Annotated in this window: 14 protein-coding genes; 5 read left to right on the top strand and 9 right to left on the bottom strand. The window is 35.7% G+C overall.

Translation table 11 applies throughout. From position 1 onward, the window contains the following. Positions 1-4: 4 nt before the first annotated feature. Positions 5-223: a translation initiation factor IF-1 gene (gene infA, locus A9G41_RS00500; protein ID WP_025315083.1), complete on the top strand. Its 219-nt coding sequence runs from the start codon at positions 5-7 to the stop codon at positions 221-223. A 111-nt stretch (positions 224-334) separates the two neighbouring features. Here infA and A9G41_RS00495 read toward each other — a convergent pair whose 3' ends face one another. Together A9G41_RS00495 and A9G41_RS00490 are read right to left on the bottom strand one after the other, a co-directional pair. After that, positions 335-1,777: an amino acid permease gene (locus A9G41_RS00495; protein ID WP_065581845.1), complete on the bottom strand. Its 1,443-nt coding sequence runs from the start codon at positions 1,775-1,777 to the stop codon at positions 335-337. A gap of 205 nt (positions 1,778-1,982) precedes the next feature. Then, complete coding sequence (locus tag A9G41_RS00490) at positions 1,983-2,249, bottom strand: YkgJ family cysteine cluster protein (protein WP_065580500.1); 267 nt, start codon at positions 2,247-2,249, stop codon at positions 1,983-1,985. Between the two features lie 117 nt (positions 2,250-2,366). Here A9G41_RS00490 and efpL point away from each other — a divergent pair, with 117 nt between their 5' ends. After that, a complete protein-coding gene (gene efpL, locus A9G41_RS00485) occupies positions 2,367-2,939 on the top strand; it encodes an elongation factor P-like protein EfpL (protein WP_065567057.1) in 573 nt (190 codons plus the stop codon). 14 nt (positions 2,940-2,953) lie between these two features. After that, positions 2,954-3,847: a tRNA 2-thiocytidine(32) synthetase TtcA gene (ttcA, locus tag A9G41_RS00480; protein WP_065588110.1), complete on the top strand. Its 894-nt coding sequence runs from the start codon at positions 2,954-2,956 to the stop codon at positions 3,845-3,847. Between the two features lie 591 nt (positions 3,848-4,438). Here the strand turns inward: ttcA and glnE are convergent. The 6 genes from glnE to aceE form a co-directional block, all read right to left on the bottom strand. Further along, positions 4,439-7,279 (bottom strand): bifunctional [glutamate--ammonia ligase]-adenylyl-L-tyrosine phosphorylase/[glutamate--ammonia-ligase] adenylyltransferase, encoded by a 2,841-nt coding sequence (glnE, locus tag A9G41_RS00475; protein WP_075539174.1) that lies wholly within the window; start codon positions 7,277-7,279, stop codon positions 4,439-4,441. Between the two features lie 458 nt (positions 7,280-7,737). Continuing rightward, positions 7,738-8,730 (bottom strand): hypothetical protein, encoded by a 993-nt coding sequence (locus tag A9G41_RS13745; RefSeq protein WP_141675177.1) that lies wholly within the window; start codon positions 8,728-8,730, stop codon positions 7,738-7,740. 13 nt (positions 8,731-8,743) lie between these two features. After that, entirely contained in the window at positions 8,744-9,688 is a 945-nt protein-coding gene (locus A9G41_RS00465) for a CYTH domain-containing protein (RefSeq protein ID WP_065588887.1), read from the bottom strand. 369 nt (positions 9,689-10,057) lie between these two features. After that, positions 10,058-11,482: a dihydrolipoyl dehydrogenase gene (lpdA, locus tag A9G41_RS00460; RefSeq protein ID WP_065581840.1), complete on the bottom strand. Its 1,425-nt coding sequence runs from the start codon at positions 11,480-11,482 to the stop codon at positions 10,058-10,060. 16 nt (positions 11,483-11,498) lie between these two features. Then, positions 11,499-13,091, bottom strand: a complete 1,593-nt coding sequence (aceF, locus tag A9G41_RS00455) for a pyruvate dehydrogenase complex dihydrolipoyllysine-residue acetyltransferase (protein WP_065588888.1) — start codon at positions 13,089-13,091, stop codon at positions 11,499-11,501. A gap of 12 nt (positions 13,092-13,103) precedes the next feature. Then, positions 13,104-15,770 (bottom strand): pyruvate dehydrogenase (acetyl-transferring), homodimeric type, encoded by a 2,667-nt coding sequence (aceE, locus tag A9G41_RS00450; protein WP_075539173.1) that lies wholly within the window; start codon positions 15,768-15,770, stop codon positions 13,104-13,106. A 367-nt stretch (positions 15,771-16,137) separates the two neighbouring features. On the opposite strand from aceE, the gene lipB reads away from it, so the two are divergent. Further along, a complete protein-coding gene (gene lipB / locus A9G41_RS00445; RefSeq protein WP_075539172.1) occupies positions 16,138-16,758 on the top strand; it encodes a lipoyl(octanoyl) transferase LipB in 621 nt (206 codons plus the stop codon). A 10-nt stretch (positions 16,759-16,768) separates the two neighbouring features. Beyond that, the gene (gene lipA, locus A9G41_RS00440; RefSeq protein ID WP_065581837.1) at positions 16,769-17,728 is read left to right on the top strand and encodes a lipoyl synthase; all 960 of its coding nucleotides are present in this window, start codon (positions 16,769-16,771) and stop codon (positions 17,726-17,728) included. A gap of 35 nt (positions 17,729-17,763) precedes the next feature. On the opposite strand, the gene A9G41_RS00435 is transcribed toward lipA, so the two are convergent. Next, positions 17,764-19,536, bottom strand: coding sequence for a DUF3413 domain-containing protein (locus tag A9G41_RS00435; protein WP_065581836.1), 1,773 nt, complete (start codon positions 19,534-19,536; stop codon positions 17,764-17,766). Positions 19,537-19,559: the final 23 nt, after the last annotated feature.

Genomic DNA, 19,559 nt, shown 5'->3' with positions numbered 1-19,559 from the left:
CCCAATGGCAAAAGAAGATAACATTGAAATGCAAGGTACCATACTTGATACACTTCCAAACACGATGTTTCGTGTTGAACTTGAAAATGGTCATGTCGTTACTGCACATATTTCTGGTAAGATGCGAAAAAATTATATTCGTATTCTCACTGGCGATAAAGTTACTGTTGAAATGACGCCTTACGATCTATCTAAAGCACGTATCATCTTCCGTAGTCGCTAATATCGTTATCTAAATAAACTATTTAAAAGTATAACGGTTTATTTATCTCTTTTTTAATAAAAAATCCGTCGACCTTTGTCGACGGATGAGTGATAAATTTAAACTAGCGATTTAATCTTCTTTAGAAAAGTTCATCTGATCGTATTTAACCCATTTTGTCTTTTTGACTATTTTGTAACTAAAATAAATTACTAAAAATAGCGGTAAACCAATATAGGTTGCAATCACGCCATTCCAGTCAATGGTGTCTTGTAAAAATGCTTCGTAATTCTGACCTAAAGTAATAATCAAACATAGTACAAAAGCAAAAATAGGCCCCAATGGGAATAAGTTTGAGCGATATGGTAATTTATTAAGATCATGACCTTGAGCAATATAACCTTTTCTAAAACGATAATGGCTAATGGCGATACCAAGCCAAGCAATAAAGCCCGTCATACCCGACATGTTCAGCAACCACAGATAAACTTCTTGATCTTTGTACATAGATGTTAAGAAACAAAGCATAGCGACAAATGTCGTTACTAGTAGCGCCACTCGAGGCACCCCTGATGACGATAATTTTCCAAAAATTTTCGGAGCCTTACCTTCTTTAGCTAAGGCATAAAGCATTCGAGTTGACGCATACAATCCTGAATTACCAGCAGAAAGAACTGATGTCAAAATAACAGCATTCATTAATGCCGCAGCTGACAGTAACCCTGCATTTTGGAATACTAAAGTAAATGGGCTTACACTAATGTCGGTTTCGTTATTGCGCAACAAATTAGGATCAGTATATGGAATAATTAAACTAATGACTAAGATTGCAAAGATATAAAATAACAAGATTCGCCAAAATACTTGTTTCATTGCTTTAGGGATGTTTTTTTCTGGAGAACTTGATTCACCCGCAGCAATACCTATCAGCTCTGTGCCTTGGAACGAAAACCCAACCACCATAGCTACGCCAATCATTGATGAAAATCCACCAACAAACGGAGCGTCACCTACTTGCCAATTGTGCCAACCTGCACCTTGTGCTCCACCCAAAATACCGACAATCATGAGCAACCCAACAGCAATAAAAAGAACAACAGTGACAACTTTAATTAGTGAAAACCAAAATTCTGCTTCACCAAAGCCTTTAACCGAAATATAGTTAAGGCAAAAGATAATGCTTAAAAATAGAAAGCTCCAAAGCCAACTATAACTACCTAAATCTATCCAATATGAGATCACCAATTGCGCTGCAACTAAGTCAACCGCAACAGTAATTGCCCAGTTGTACCAATAATTCCAGCCAATAGCAAAACCAAATGCCTCATCGACATAACGTGATCCATAAGTTGCAAATGTTCCTGAAACGGGAAGGTAAGCAGCCAATTCACCCAAGCTTGTCATTAAAAAGTAAACCATTACGCCGATAATGGCATAAGAAAGTAGTGCCCCTCCTGGACCTGCCTGCGCAACTGTTGCACCAGATGCAACAAATAATCCTGTACCAATGGAACCACCAATGGCAATCATGGTTAAATGACGAGCCTTTAAATCTCGTTTTAATTTATTTTTCATAGCAATATTCTTCTTTATTAAAGAGAGTCAATTTTATAGCGTATACGTATTTTCAGCACGTTACATTCTTAGCTGTCAACTGGCAGCTCAAAATTTATATTAATCATTACAGATAAAATAAAATGCGCAGAAGTGTATCAAAAAAAAAGCATGACGAGATAAATAATTTTAATAATAAATCTCATTTGTTAAATAGAAGCAATACTTACCCACGTGTAAGTTGTTCTAATTGAGTTAAATAATCCAATGCTTGCTCACGATTATCACCGCACATCTCGTAACAGGGTTGTAACCGCTCACAAACCGATGGTCTTGATGCAAGCCCAAATAGCTGGCATTTAAAATCTTCACCTAAATGAATACAAGCAATACCAGCTATTTTACCATTAGGCATACCAGGAATATGAGAAGAAATTGATGGTGCAATACAACAAGCACCACAATTTTCTCGACATTGAAATAAATTTGCCATCATTTTTCCTTTAATTTAAAGCTTATTAATAAATTTAGTTGGTGACAATAACAAGTTAGCGTTAAAATAGCGAGTTAATTTTTTAACTCTATTTTTAATAATCGCGAAGAAAATATTATGGCTAAAGCAAATGAAATAAAACGTGGCGATGCAGTCACCTATAATGGCAAATTATTACTCGTTAAAGATATTGATGTTCAAAGCCCTAGTGCTCGTGGTGCCAGTACGCTTTATAAAATGCGTTTTACTGACGTCAAAAATGGCGGCAAAGTCGAAGAACGATTTAAAGGAGATGATATCCTCGAAACCATTGAACTGTCTCGCCGTCCTGTTAGTTTTTCTTATGTTGATGGGGATGAATATGTGTTTATGGATAATGAAGATTACACATCATTTATTTTCAAAAAAGAACAAATTGAAGATGAGCTTTTATTTATTCCTGAGGGCGGAATGGATGGAATTCAAGTATTAATGGCGGACGACGAAGTCATCGCATTAGAGCTACCACAAACTGTCGATTTAGAAATTGTTGAAACATCGCCAAGTATTAAAGGCGCTTCAGCAAGCGCACGAACTAAACCTGCAACATTATCAACGGGTCTTGTTATTCAAGTTCCTGAGTATATTGATAATAATGAAAAAGTCAAAATTCACATCGCTGAGCGTCGCTATATGAGCCGAGCGGAATAACTAATAAGATTGTGATGAATACATATAATCAAAATAAACTACATAAACGATTGCGTCGCCTAACGGGCGAAGCAATCGCTGATTTTAATATGATCGAACAAGGCGATCGTATTATGGTTTGCCTATCAGGTGGTAAAGATAGTTATACTTTGCTTGATATTCTTATTAATTTAAAAATCAGTGCCCCAATAAATTTCGAATTAATTGCGGTTAATTTAGATCAGAAACAACCTGGTTTTCCCGAACACGTTTTACCAGAGTATTTAAATTCGCTTGGTATTGAGTATAAAATCGTCCAAGAAAATACCTATGGCATTGTTAAAGAAAAAATCCCTGAAGGCAAAACAACTTGTTCTTTATGCTCACGCCTTCGTCGGGGAATTTTATATCGCACTGCGACCGAGCTTGGCGCAACTAAAATTGCGCTTGGGCATCATCGTGATGATATATTAGAAACACTGTTTTTAAATATGTTCTATGGTGGCAAACTTAAAGCAATGCCCCCTAAGTTAATGAATGATTCGGGTGAACATATCATTATCCGACCGCTGGCTTACTGTAAAGAAAAAGATATTGCTAAATATGCGCAAATTAAGCAATTCCCGATTATTCCTTGTAATCTTTGTGGTTCACAACCCAACTTACAAAGACAAGTCATTAAAGAAATGCTAAATGAGTGGGATAGGAAGTTTCCTGGCCGGATAGAAACCATGTTTCGAGCCACGCAAAATATCACCCTATCCCATTTGTGTGATACTAATTTATTTGATTTTAAAGGGATCCAAAAAGGTGATAGTGCTATTAATGGTGGTGACATCGCTTTTGACCGCGAAGATATCGCACCAATCAGCTTTGATGCTTCAGGTCTTGAAGATCAGGATCTGATTTTGTGGAAAGAAGTAAAATAGTGGCTTAATACTTAATATTGTAGACTCACACCGCTTCCTCATGAATGCCACTAATGTGGCATTTATTTTTTATTAATATCACTCAACATGTTTTAAAACTTTACCGTTGTGAAGAAATTTTAGTGAATATATACGTAGATAATACATGCGATTGAGTAAAAAATTTTACAAATTCAGTTGCTATGTACAAAGTAATAGTTTTAAAAAGCTTATTGGATAATTTGAAATTAAGCCTTTCTAAAAACAATTATTTAATCTATCCATTACTGGCAGCTAAAATTTTCAGCCATTAATAATATTAAAACAACATTTTCCACAAATGCTTGCAAAATCCCTCTCCTTTAGTATTTTATTATTGCTTTATTTCATGGCGAAATAATCGAAAATAACAAGCTTCTTTATTTTCATTACTATAAAATATTACCTAATCAAGTATCGTGGTTCAAAGGTAAACAATTCATCCCCCATGATGAGCCTTCTCATTCTAGCCGTTGTGAGGCTATCATGATAAATGACTTAATGCTTTTCTCCGCTTTTGACTACAAGCCTCGCCTCATCGTTGAAAGTAACAAAATAATAATATTTTACTCACTACATTAACCACTTACGCCAGCTTTGATTAACAATATTTTTTACTTGACTGAATTGCGAATCATCAACAGTACTTGGTAAAGCTTGTAATGCCAATTGATGAATTTTATTGCGCATGTCAATATAAGCTTGTGTTAGTTGCTGGGCTTCGTTGCTATCCATAATTTGGTAATTTGTTGCGAGTTCTAAAATACGAACGTTGTCGCTCCATGTTGTCATTTTTGGGTATTGATAAGCATAATTAAGTACAAGATATTGCGATAAAAATTCAATATCACCAATTCCCCCTTCATCAATTTTTAAATTAAACAAATGCGTGTGTGATGTGCTAAGGTGGGCTCTCATTTTTTCGCGCATTTGCCGAACTTCTGTTTTTAAGGTATTTTGATCTCGCTTTTTACAAAGTACATTATGACGAATTTGGTTAAAACGTTTTATTAATTCACTTTCGCCATATACGGCTCTGGCTCGTACTAATGCTTGATGTTCCCAAGTCCAAGCTTCATTCATCTGGTAATCCTCAAATGAATTTAAGCTACACGCAAGTAACCCAGCATTTCCCTGAGGGCGGAGCCTTACATCGACTTCATATAAAATACCAAAGCTAGTACGTACATTAAATAGGTGAATAATTCGTTGTACTAAACGCAAATAAAATTGACGACTGTCGATCTGTTTTTCGCCTTTGGTCATGCTGTTTACTGAGCAATCGTGTAAAAAGACTAAATCAAGATCGGAACCATAACCTAGCTCCCAGCCACCTAATTTGCCATAAGCAACAACAACTAATCCTTTGTCATTAGCAGATAAATGCTCTGGCTGACCATAACGGGCGGTTATTTGATTCCACGCCATTTGTATAACAAAATCGAGTAATGCTTCGGCCACATAGGTTAGGTGATCACTGACTTTCATGGTGGTTAATACATGCTCAACATCTGCGGTAGCAATATGGAGTAATTGCATTTGCTTAAATTGTCGTAATGCTTCCAGTTGTTGTTCTTCATCATCCACTTGAATACGAAGTAAATATTGATAAAGTTGGCTTTTATATTCGTGTGGTGCAATCGTTTGGTGTAGCGAATTAACATCAATAAGTTCATCAAGCAATATGGGGTAATGAGCGAGTTGATCACTGATCATTGGTGATGCACTGCATAAGCGAATCACCTGTTTTAATGCGACTGGATATTCTAGTAATAACTCTAAATAGGTAGTACGACTAACAATATTAACTAGTAAAGGAAAAATTCTCGATAAAATGACTATTGCTTGTTTTTCACTACAAATGGATTCTAATAATCTAGGCATCAATTGATCGAGTATTTCACGCCCCCGTACACCAATAGTACGTTTACCGATATCATCACGAAATTGTACAAGCATTTGCCAAAGTTGATTTACATCATCATCTGAATAAGATGGCAGTATTGTTTTTACATCATTTATTTGTAGATCGGGTACCCAAAGATCATCGAACTGATCATTGTATTGTTTTGCCGTGGATGATGTCGATTCATGTTCACCAATAAGCTGATTAAATATTTGGCGATTAGCTTGCATGCGCTTAGTTAAGTCACGTTGAAAATCAGCCCAGTTAGCCAATCCCATACCGCTAGCTAGGCGCAGCTGATCAAGTTCATCATCTGGTAAGGTTTGAGTTTGTTCATCGTTAATAGCTTGCAGTAAGTTTTCACAACGGCGTAAAAAAAGATAGTTTTCACGTAATGCGGTTACTTCATCAGTGTTGAGCAATGATTCTTGTTCAATAACCTGTAAAGCCGTGAGCAGTGAACGGGTTTGTAACCCCACTACTCGCCCACCACGTATAAGCTGAAAGACTTGCACAATAAACTCAACTTCCCGAATTCCCCCAGCACCAAGCTTAATATTATTTTTTAAACTACGACGACGTACTTCACGTTCAATCATGCTTTTCATATTACGTAATGACTGTAAAACGCTAAAGTCAATGTAACGGCGATACACAAAGGGTTTTAGCATTTGGTAAAGTTCATTAACATAAGGCGATTGCTGATCCCCAAGTATTTTAGCTTTAACCATTGCATAACGCTCCCAATCACGACCTTGCTCTTGGTAGTAGTCTTCCATAGATGAAAAACTTAACACCAAAGGTCCGCCATCGCCTAGCGGGCGCAAGCGCATATCAACACGATAAACAAAGCCGTCTTCGGTAATTTGATCAAGTGCTTTAATTAAGCGTTGTCCTAATCGAGTGAAGAATACACTATTATCAAGCTCTCGTCGCCCACCTTGCGTTTGCCCATGCTCTGGGTAAGCAAAAATCAAATCAATATCAGACGAAAAATTAAGTTCTCCACCACCAAGCTTACCCATACCTAAAACCAGCAAGGGTTGTAATTTACCTTGCGCATTACAAGGAGTGCCCCACTCTTTACAACTCAGGTCATAAAGCCAATCACGAGCCGTAACAATAATCACTTCTGCCAACTCGCTTAATTGTAATAAAATTTGCTCATCACAACTGATATGGGTTAATTGAGACCATGCTAATCGAACTAAAATATAACGCCTAAATTGCCGTAATTCTTTCATTAATTCAGTTTCATCCGAAACTAAGGTTAATATTTTAGTTAACCAATTTTGGTAATATTGTCGTTCGTCGGCTTTCGGTGGATTGTTTGCTATCTCAGAGAGCCACTGTGGGAATCGATAAAAAGCATCCACTAAAAAATCACTTTGTACTAAAATATCAAGATTAGCTTGCACTTCATCTGGCTGGCATTGTTTAAGTTGCGAGATAACTTTTTGCTTTTGTTGTTCAAGCAAAAGGCAAAGTGGTAGATTAAATTCCGACATGGGCAAACTCTCTTAGAAATATTGTTACTAAAAGTAAAATCACCAAAATAAGCCTCTATTATAAATAACTTTTGTCATTGATATAGTATTTATATAAAAAATAAAAGTTTGTAGAAAAATAGTGACGTATGCTTTTTATTGTTATTTTATCAAAAGATCTTAAAGATAATTCACTATATATTGAGTATCTTATTTAAGATTCGTTATTTACTTCAAGTGGTTAATTTTGATTTAAGGCAGGTAATTATTTTTACCATTTAAACGGTATAGACATATTGAATGTTTTTTACAAAATAAGGAATCCCTCATAATTAATAGATAGCTAATCATCAGGTAATTTATTCGCTACTTTTGGGTGTACTATTTTGGAAGATGAGCTACATCAATGGAGCTTATTTAATAAAAGAAAAATCTTAAAATTCTATCGTATCAATGTTCAATACGATAGAATGATGATCTTATTTGCTAAAAAATATCTTTACTACTTTGCGAACAACGAGCCAACCAATCAAACATAACACAACAAAAAATGCTATAATATAAGAGAATGCAATAGCTAAAATTTGTTTATCATTCAATGATTCAACCATCTTATCAAGCCATCCCAAATTCATAAAATAGGTATTGATAAAAAAAACAATTATAGATAGTAGCAAGGTTACACTAAAAGCAATAGCAGAACTAAAAGCTAAATTTTTTAGTTGAAGTTTAGACCCGACAGAAGTAAATTGTTTGCGTAAAGCAATGTAGCCAACGGTATTACATATTAGTAAAAAAATTGAATGAAAACTCATCGCAAAAATATCTGATTCGAAAAGAAAATCAGGAAGTAAAAAGTAATTCAAAAAGAATAAGACAATAACCAAATAATAAAAATTAAATAACAAGATAAATAAAGATAAATGAATTTTTTGACTATACTTTGGAGGTAATGCAATCATTTCCAGTTCCGTTACAAAAACTGAACGCAATAGTTTTATCCCTAAACAAATACCCATGAATATCCAAATATAACTAACAAACCGCAATATTCCTATATAAAACCTATAGGTATAAAAGAAGTATGATTCCAACAAGTAATTATTCAAAAATACGCCTGTCTGCTGGGCAAATATAATTTGATAAGCATATAAACCAATTATTATCAAAAGTACTATTGTAAATGCATATAAAAGATTATTTGCGTTGACTCGATAAATAAAATATTTGTTTAATACTATTGCTGAAGTAATAAAAACTAGAACCAGATTCGCTAATTGATTAAAAGTATTAGTTAAAATTAGGTTATTTAATAATGATATACTATAACTATTTGAACTAAATAAAACCAATACTTCATCGCTATGAAAATCACTATTAACAAAAAGCACACATCCAATCGTAAAGATGCTATCAAGAATCCAATAAAAGAGTACAAAAAAGAACGGTAATTTAAAAAAAGAGAATTTCATCTATTTTAGTCCATTAATTAAGAGTCAGATTCGCAATCAATGCCAGTTTTAACCTTGTGTTCAGTTCACTAAAAGCAAACTTTTTTATTGAGTTAAAAGACAATAATGCCTCTTGCCATTGAGTAAATTCAGGTTCAAGAGATAGATTTTTATCAGTTAATACATTGCTAATCTGGTTTAAAGTTTGTTGATAAAAATTTAAGTTGTTAGTTTCTAACGCATATTCTTCATTTTGTTGCCAAAAATTGAGTAGTTGAGTTAAATTTTGATGCATTTTAATATCAAACTGACAGCTTTTCAATGGTGAATTTTTAAGCAACAAATAACCTCTAGCGGCTTTACTTTGTGAAAAAAGATGTAAATGAAATCGACTTAATTCAAGCGCAAAATTGAGCAAATCTTGTTTATTACCCTGTTTGAGTTCAAGTTCGACTTCTTGAATAATTTTAACCTTTTGGTTTGACTTAATTTCTCCTTGATCTAAAGCGACTTCAATTTCACTACTTGCAAACGAAATCAACCAAGTTTGACGTTTGAAATCAGTACTAAACAATGGCAATAAATTTTGTTGTAACTGGGCAATATTACAATTATCAGGTAATGCCGCATGTGGTAATAGTGTTAAATCAGGTTCTGAGTTAGGTAAGTTGACATTAAATTCTATTCGTTCATGTAAACCAGCCACTGATTTGCTATCTCGCTTTAAGGTGATTTCAAACTTTTTTTGGTGATTTTCTTCACATCCTCTTACTCGCAGACCACAATGGTTATTACGTAAGTAATAATCACTTGTGTCATAATAAGTATTAGTCAAGTTGAGTTTTGTAGAGCGTCGTTTTACTGATGATATTGCCGAAAATTCGGCTTCGTCACTATCAGCCCATTGTTCCAAAAAACATTTTAAATTAGCAATATCATTGTCATTGATTTCAAATTTTAATTCGATTTCGTTACTCATTATTCTGTTTTATCTTAGTTATTTTGCTATATGATATATTGAACAGTTAAAGAAATATACTTAATCATTAATTAAAAATTGAATCTTGGAGTTGAGTTAAATCCCAAAATTGTGAAAAAAAACACTAAAATTAGGACGATTAAATTTAAATGAAAAATATTAGCAATTACGCAAACTATCATGACAAATAGATTACCTACTCTTTCATTCAATTTTATTAAGATCCATACAAAGTATGTTTAATTAAGTTTTATTAAAACACTTTATTTTCTGAAGCGTTTTGACAAACAAATTTATTTTAAGGCAAATAAAAATGCCGTTAGTTTGAGCTAACGGCATTTTACTAAGTAAATTAATGACTTGTTGTCACTATTTTTTCTTTGCTTTGGCATTAGGTAAATCGGTGACTGAGCCTTCATAAATTTCAGAAGCTAAGCCGATCGATTCATGCAATGTTGGGTGAGCATGGATAGTTAATGCAATATCTTCGGCATCACAGCCCATTTCAACAGCTAAGGTGATTTCACCTAGTAATTCACCGCCATTCACGCCAACAACCGCACCACCTAGCAAGCGATTATCTGCTTTATTAAAGATGAGTTTTGTCATCCCTTCTGAACAATCCGAAGCAATAGCGCGCCCTGAAGCAGCCCATGGGAAGATTGATACTTCATAATCAATGCCTTTTTCTTTCGCTTCTTTTTCAGTTAAGCCCACCCACGCCACTTCAGGTTCAGTATAGGCAATAGAAGGAATGGTTTTTGGATCGAAGAAGTGTTTTTTACCAGCAATCACTTCTGCTGCCACATGCCCTTCGTGTACACCTTTATGCGCAAGCATTGGCTGACCCACAATATCACCAATGGCATAAATGTGTGGTACGTTAGTGCGCATCTGTTTATCCACTTCGATAAATCCACGATCAGTAACGTTAACACCTGCTTTTTCTGCACTAATTAATTTACCATTTGGCGTACGACCAATCGCCACTAATACCGCATCATAAGTATGGGTTTCGGTGGTGCCGTCTTTCTTTTCCATGGTGACGTAAATTGCATCATGTTTGGCTTCAACGGTGGTCACTTTGGTTTCTAATCGTAAAGTGAATTTCTTTTGGATCTGCTTAGTAAAGACTTTGATCACATCTTTATCAGCAGCAGGGATCACTTGGTCAAACATTTCAACCACATCGACTTCTGAACCTAATGCATGGTATACAGTCCCCATTTCAAGACCAATAATTCCGCCACCCATCAATAATAATTTTTTAGGAATGGTGGTTAGCGCTAAGGCATCTGTTGAATCCCAAATACGCGGATCATCATGTGGAATAAAAGGTAACTTAATTGGACGAGAACCCGCTGCAATAATCGCATTATCAAAGGTAATTTTAGTGATCCCTTTTGAAGAAGTCACCTCCATAGTATGGCTACCAGTAAACTGAGCTTCACCTTGAATCACATTGACTTTGCGCATTTTTGCCATGCCAGCAAGTCCGTTAGTCAGCTGGCTAATGACTTTTTCTTTCCAGCCACGCACTTTGTCTAATTCAAGTCTCGGGGTACCAAAATGGATACCATGTTCAGTTAATGATTTTGCTTCATCCATTACTTTAGCAACATGAAGTAATGCTTTTGATGGAATACAACCTACATTTAAACAGACACCACCCAGTGTTGAATAACGTTCAACAAGGGTAACATCTAGTCCAAGGTCGGCTGCGCGGAACGCAGCGGAATAACCCGCTGGTCCTGCTCCTAAAACCACAACTTGTGTTTTAACATCTTGACTCATAATTTGATCTCCTTAATTACATCACTAAACGACGTAAGTCGGATAAGACGTTAACAATATGGCTTAAGAAGCGCGCACCATCCGCACCATCAATAACACGATGATCGAATGATAATGATAAAGGCAACATTAAGCGTGGTGTAAACTCTTTGCCATTCCATACTGGTTTCATGCTAGAACGAGATACGCCTAAAATGCCCACTTCTGGCGCATTGACAATTGGTGTAAACGAGGTTGTACCAATACCACCAAGGCTAGAAATAGTGAAACATCCACCTTGCATATCGCTACCAGTCAATTTACCTTCACGCGCTTTTTTAGAAATTGCCGCAAGTTCTCGAGAAAGCTCAACAATGCCTTTTTTATCAACATCTTTAAACACTGGCACAACAAGACCGTTTGGTGTATCAACAGCTACACCAATATTAATGTATTTTTTGATAATTAGCGTTTGAGCATCTTCAGATAATGAGCTATTAAAGCGAGGATACGCTGTTAATGCGCTAGCTACCGCCTTCATGATAAACACTAAAGGTGTGATCTTAAGGTCAAGCTTCTTCTTATCAGCTTCTGCATTTTGTTGCTTACGGAATGCCTCTAAATCAGTAATATCGGTTTCATCAAACTCCGTCACATGTGGAATCATGACCCAGTTACGGTGTAAATTTGCACCTGATACTTTTTGGATTTTAGTTAATGGTAGGCTTTCAACTTCACCAAATTTACTAAAATCAACTTTCGGCCATGGTAATAAACCAGGTAATGCACCACCAGCAGCGCCACTTTCAACTTGTTTAACTGCGTTTTTAACGTAGGCTTGAATGTCTTCACGCAAAATACGGTTTTTAGGACCTGTCGCGGTGACTTTAGCAAGATTTACGCCAAATTCACGCGCTAAACGACGTACTGATGGAGTTGCATGCGCATAAGCATCATTTTCAACAAAGTCATTGCCTGATGATACAGGCGCTGATTGTGCGGTAACAGGCGCTGATGTTGGCGCTGGTGCGACTTTTTCAGCAACAGGTGCTGGAGCAACCGGCGCTGTTTGAGTAGCTGGCGCTACACTAGTTGTGGTTTCAAATTCCATAATTTTGGAACCTGTTTTCACCTTATCGCCCACTTTCACTGTGATACTTTTAACGATGCCGGCAATGGTTGCGGGTACTTCCATTGAAGCTTTATCACCTTCAACGGTAATTAACGAATCATCAACAGATATAGTATCGCCAACTTTTACTAAAATTTCGGTCACTTCAACTTCGTCGCCACCGATATCAGGTACATTGACATCAACAGTTTGACTCACTACAGCAGCAGTTGGTGCGACTTCAACTTTTGGTGCTTCTTGTGCTGGAGCCGCAGGCTCTGCACCGCCCTGTTCATCAAAGACCATAATGTCCACACCCGTTTGGACTTTATCGCCAATTTTTACCGAAATAGATTTAACAATACCAGCTTGTGGTGCTGGAATTTCCATTGATGCTTTATCACCTTCAACAGTCATAATTGACTGATCAGCTTCAACTTTGTCACCAACATTAACCAGAATTTCGGTCACTTCGACTTCATCACCGCCAATATCGGGTAATTTAATTTGAATACTCATTATAACAACCTCTTATGCAATTCGTGGATTAAGTTTGTCAGCATTGATTTCGAATTTTTTGATCGCTTCTTCAACAACGCTAACTTCGATATCACCACGTTTAGCAAGTTCACCCAATGCTGCAACAACAACATAAGATGCATCAACTTCAAAGTGATGGCGCAAATTTTCACGGCTATCACTGCGACCAAAGCCGTCAGTACCAAGCACTCGATAACTTTCAGCAGGTACAAATCCACGAATTTGCTCAGCAAAAATTTTCATATAATCAGTTGAAACTACTGCTGGGTTGTTATTCATAATTTGTGCAACATAAGGCACTTTTGGTGTTTCACTTGGATGTAGCATATTGTATCGTTCACAATCTTGTCCATCACGAGCAAGTTCAGTAAATGATGTTACGCTATAAACTTCAGAACTAATACCATAGTTTTTAGCTAAGATGTCAGCCGCATCACGTACATGACGTAAAATCGAACCAGAACCTAATAACTGAACAGTCGGTTTACCTTTTTGACCTTCAACAGTATCAAGTTTATAAATACCACGACGAATGCCTTCTTCTGCACCTTCTGGCATTGCAGGCTGTGCATAGTTTTCATTGAGTGTTGTAATATAGTAGTAAACGTTTTCTTGTTCGCCATACATACGACGTAAACCATCTTGCATAATAACCGCAACTTCATAAGCATAAGCAGGATCATATGAGATACAGTTAGGTATGGTTAATGATTGAATATGGCTGTGACCATCTTGATGTTGTAAGCCTTCACCATTTAATGTTGTACGACCTGATGTACCACCGATCATAAATCCGCGTGCTTGTTGATCGCCAGCTGCCCACATTAAATCGCCAATACGTTGGAAACCAAACATAGAATAATAAATATAGAATGGAATCATTGGGAAATCATTGGTGCTATATGATGTCGCAGCAGCTAACCATGAAGCCGTTGCACCACATTCATTAATCCCTTCTTGTAAAATTTGACCTTTTTCGTCTTCACGATAATAAGCAACTTGCTCTTTATCTTGTGGCGTATATTGTTGCCCATGTGGATTATAAATCCCAATTTGACGGAATAAGCCTTCCATACCAAAAGTACGCGCTTCATCAGCCAAAATAGGTACTAAGCGTGGTGCTAATTCTTTATCCTTAAGCATGATGTTAAGTGCACGGACAAACGCAATTGTGGTTGAAATTTCTTTTGACTGTGCTTCAAGTAATGACGAAAATTCGCTTAATGATGGAATAGAGATCGTACCAGAGAATTTGGTTAATCTTGATGGAACATAGCCATGTAATGCATTACGACGTTCATGAATATATTTGTATTCTGGCATGTGTTCCTCAAATTTGATATAAGGTAATTTTTCAAGTGCTTCATCTGTTACAGGAATATTGAAGAAATCACGAACATGACGCACACCATCCATATTCATTTTTTTCACTTGGTGGGCAATATTTTTAGCTTCAGCTGCATCACCCATACCATAGCCTTTAATTGTGTGAGCAAGAATGACTGTTGGACGATCTTTAGTTTCTTTGGCTCGTTGGAATGCTGCAAACATTTTAGCTGGATCTTGACCACCACGGTTTAATCTGAAGATTTCTTCATCAGTCATATCTTTAACTAGCTCTGCTGTTTCAGGATATTTACCAAAGAAATGCTCACGAACATAAGCACCGTCTTTTGATTTTAATGTTTGATAATCGCCATCAAGTGTTTCATTCATTAGTCGAATTAACTTACCAGATTTATCTTTTTGTAGAAGTTTATCCCAACGGTCACCCCAAAGAACTTTAATCACATTCCAGCCTGCACCAGCAAAAACACCTTCTAATTCATTAATGATCTTACCGTTGCCTGTTACCGGTCCATCTAAACGTTGTAAATTACAGTTGATAACAAATACCAAATTATCCAGTTTTTCACGTGTTGCAACGGTAATTGCGCCTTTTGATTCAGGCTCATCCATCTCACCATCGCCTAAGAAAGCATAGACAGTTTGTTCAGAAGTATCTTTCAGTCCCCGATTTTCTAAATATTTTAAAAAACGTGCTTGATAAATAGCACTAATAGGACCAAGCCCCATTGATACTGTTGGGAATTGCCAAAATTCAGGGAGTAATTTAGGGTGAGGGTAAGAAGGCAGTCCTTTACCATGTACTTCTTGGCGGAAATTATCAAGTTGTTCTTCGGTTAAACGACCTTCAATAAATGCGCGTGAATAAACACCTGGTGAAATATGCCCTTGGAAATAAACTAGATCACCACCATCTTTTTCATTGCGTGCACGGAAAAAATGGTTAAAGCAAACTTCATAAAACGTAGCAGCAGACTGGAACGATGCCATATGACCACCTAGTTCCAGATCTTTTTTTGATGCCCTTAGCACCATCATAATTGCATTCCAGCGAACAATTGAACGAATGCGGCGTTCTATTTCCCAATCGCCAGGATAAGCAGGTTGTTCTTCTACTGGGATAGTATTGACATAATTACTTGTTGAAGAACCAAAAAGTAGTGGAACACCACCATCTCTCGCTTTATTGACTATTTGTTCAATAATATATTGTGCACGTTCGATACCTTCTTCGCGAATAATTGAATCAAGACTCTTGAGCCAATCTTGTGTTTCAATGGGATCGATATCATTCACTTGCATATCCGACATATAAAAACCTCTTTTTTTGTTTAGAAAAATGCAGTATTTGCTATCCTTAGCTATAAATAACTATATAAATTACAACTCTGCATTATGGAGTTTCATCGCATAAGTCTGCCATTTTCATAAAAAAAGTAAAGCAAACCAAAGCTTAGAAAAGAATGTTAATTCCTATCAAATTAATCAACTATTCCAATACTAATAATAAAATAAATGTTATTTATCTGATAAATAACTAAATTTTACTTAATAATAAATTTAAATATTATTCCTAGCAGCTATACTGAGAATAACTACAAGTTGTCAAATTATTATGAAATCTGTTATATACTTGTAAAAATTTCGATAATATTACTTGAAGACAATAGAAAAAACTATGATCATTAATAATGTCATAATCAAAGACTTAAAAATTAAACCATATGTGTATACCTATCAAGCTATGCATGACTTTACAAAACAACGTAATGAGCATTCTCTTGATGAAATCTGGTTAGTCGAGCATGAACCCATATTTACCCAAGGTAAAGTTGGTAAAGCAGAACATTTATTAAATCAGACAAATATCCCAGTTATTCAGACCGATCGCGGTGGTCAAATTACTTACCATGCTCCAGGTCAACAAATCATGTATATTTTATTTGATTTAAAAAGACTTAAGATAGGTATCCGAGATATAGTTAGTTATTTAGAAAATAGCGTCATTCAAACATTACTCCATTATGGTATTATAGCTCATGCAAAGTCTAATGCACCGGGAGTATATATTAACGAAAAAAAAATTTGTTCACTTGGTTTGCATATCATTCGTGGCTGCACTTTACATGGGCTTGCATTCAATGTTGATATGGATCTTTCCCCTTTTAATAACATTAACCCTTGTGGCTACGCCGGATTACAAATGACGCAACTAAAAGAATATGTGTCTCAAATTAATCATAAAGAGATAAAACAACTATTAACTAATAATTTTATTAAGCAGTTACCTCAAAAATAAGATACCAATTATGCAAAATAATGAAATAACACTCAGAAGCTCAAAATATCGTGATGCTGACAAAACACGCTTAATCCCAACAATCACATTAGAAGATGCAACGCCACTTAAAAAACCTGAATGGATGCGAATTAAGCTATCTGCTCACTCTGATAATATTGCACATATCAAAAACACCATGCGCAAACATGGATTGCATTCAGTCTGTGAAGAAGCCTCTTGCCCTAACTTAGCTGAATGCTTTAACCATGGTACAGCTACTTTTATGATTTTGGGCGATATTTGTACCCGCCGTTGCCCATTTTGTGATGTAGCTCATGGTAGACCATTACCACCAGACAGTAAAGAACCAATTAAGCTAGCGCAAACCATTCAAGAAATGAAATTACGCTATGTTGTTATTACCTCGGTTGATAGGGATGATTTAAAAGATGGTGGAGCTAGCCATTTTGCTAATTGTACTCGAGAAATTAGAGCATTAAACCCAAATATAAAAGTTGAAACACTCACACCTGACTTTCGTGGCTGTATTAATGAAGCAATTGAAGTGTTAAGCAATAACCCACCTGATGTGTTTAATCATAACTTAGAAAATATCCCACGTTTATATAAAAAGATCCGTCCTGGTGCTAACTATGAAGGATCCCTCAAATTACTGGCTAGGTTTAAAGAGCGGCATCCAGAAATTCCAACAAAATCGGGGTTGATGGTTGGACTAGGTGAAACAAACAAAGAGTTAATTCAAGTATTAAAGGATTTACGTAGTCATGGTGTGACTATGTTAACGCTGGGCCAATATTTACAACCGAGTAAATATCATTTACCAGTTGAACGTTATGTGTCACCACAAGAATTTGAAGAATTGAAGCAAACAGCATTAAATATGGGATTTACCCATGCTGCTTGCGGGCCTTTTGTGCGTTCGTCTTATCATGCCGATTTACAAGCAATGGGCAAAGAGGTGAAGTAATTCACCTCTTTTTATTATTCTATTCAAAAGCTAAATCAATTATCCACGACCATAAAACGGCGATTTTCAGTGACGATTTGCAAAAAGATTGGTAAGCTAATTTTTTCTTCTTTTTGCAACTTACCATTAATATCATAAATTTTAGAACGACCAAAAGCATCTAAAACAACCGTTTTATCATCATAAAGTGCAGCTATAGTATTTTCATCACCAGCAACTAGCCATTGTCTAGGCTTTCGAGTAAATAAGTTTTTACCTTGACTATATTGTTGAGGTGGCGTAGTAACATAAAATACCTCTTGCATTAATGTAAGCATAATATCAGTTTGCGAAGTTGCTTCTGTTATTTGAGCACTTTCTTTATTCGGCCATGATATAATCAATGGTACTTTTAATGATTCCCTCTTAAAGCCACTACTTGTATTGCGTGATGCTACTTTCTTCACCTCGTCAATTTTAATATCATTCGTACCAGTAATAATAATCACCGTATCATTGTAAGCATTCGATAATCTTAAATAAGCAATTAAGGATTCAATATACTGATCTAACTTTTTAGCTTCTGATTGAAGATCAGATATCGCAATTTTTTTGTTTTTATCACCTAACGAATATTGGATGATAGAAAATAAAGGTGCATGATTATCAAGATGATTCTGTTCTTCATGCCATGCTCTCCAATTTTCGGTTATTTGTTTATTGGATTGTTTTTTAGGCTCTGGTATTGAAAAATTAGATAATAATGCAGAACGATATAAAGGTTCAGCAAAACCGTCTGCTGAAAACAGACCTAAATTATAGCGCTGTTTAGTCACAACCTCGAACAATACTGAAGGTTTATGTCCAACTAAAATACTATTATAGTAGTTAGGATCTAATCCGTAAAATAATGAAAAGTCATTCAAATATGACTGATTACTTGCACCGTAATGATTTGTAAAGGTAATATTATCTTGAGCAAATGCATTCAACCTAGGCATATGTTTAGTTAATAAATTTGTATTCCACCCATCAATAACAATCATAAGCACATTATTTTTTATCGGTTGTTTATCATAAACAAGGCGTCCTAATGGGTATTCAATTGCCATCGCAAAAGGATTGCCTTCTTGAGCAACACGATCGCGATAACCGTTTTCTTTTATAAAGCCATATCGTTCAAGAAAATGGCGAGCAGTTAAAGGATAAGAAAGCGGAAGGCTTGAGCGTTGCATGGTAATAGGTCGATAAAAATTAGCATCAGCCCAGCTATGGATCAAATGTGAGGCAACGAAGCAAATAATAAAAAAAATCACTACTGGTTTTGCATAGCATTTGCGTTTATTTAAGCTACGTAGTTTTTTCCAGCTCCATAATGAAAATAAAATCTCAATCAATAAAACAAAGGGAATGGCAATAAATACCGTACTTAAATAAGAAACTTTTTGCGATGAGAATAATTGCCAAATCGACAAATTAAGATGCATTCTAAAATGCGAAAAAACTTCAATATCAATAATCAGTAACGAAATACCGACTGTTGCAAAGATCGTTGCAATAATCCTTTGCCATCGAGACGAATGAATAAAAAAACTTAACGGAAAAAGTAGAACTAAATAAGCAACAAAGGTCAAATAACTGAAATGGCCAATAGCACTAATGATTGCATAAAACCGTCCCATAAAAGTACGAGGCCAATCAGCAATAAGTAAATATTGACTACCAAGCAAAATTACAACAAAAATATTAAACAACGTAAACCAATGCCCCCAGCTAACAATTTGTGAGGCACGATCGTCTTTGAAGTAAGTATTTTTGATTTTGAGCATGTTTAGTCGTTGATAATGGTGAT

It is taken from the genome of Gilliamella sp. Nev5-1 (genome assembly GCF_001690895.1).
GTDB lineage: Bacteria > Pseudomonadota > Gammaproteobacteria > Enterobacterales > Orbaceae > Gilliamella > Gilliamella apicola_C.
Note: the sequence above shows the minus strand (reverse complement) of the source record. Positions and strands in the feature narration are given on the sequence as shown.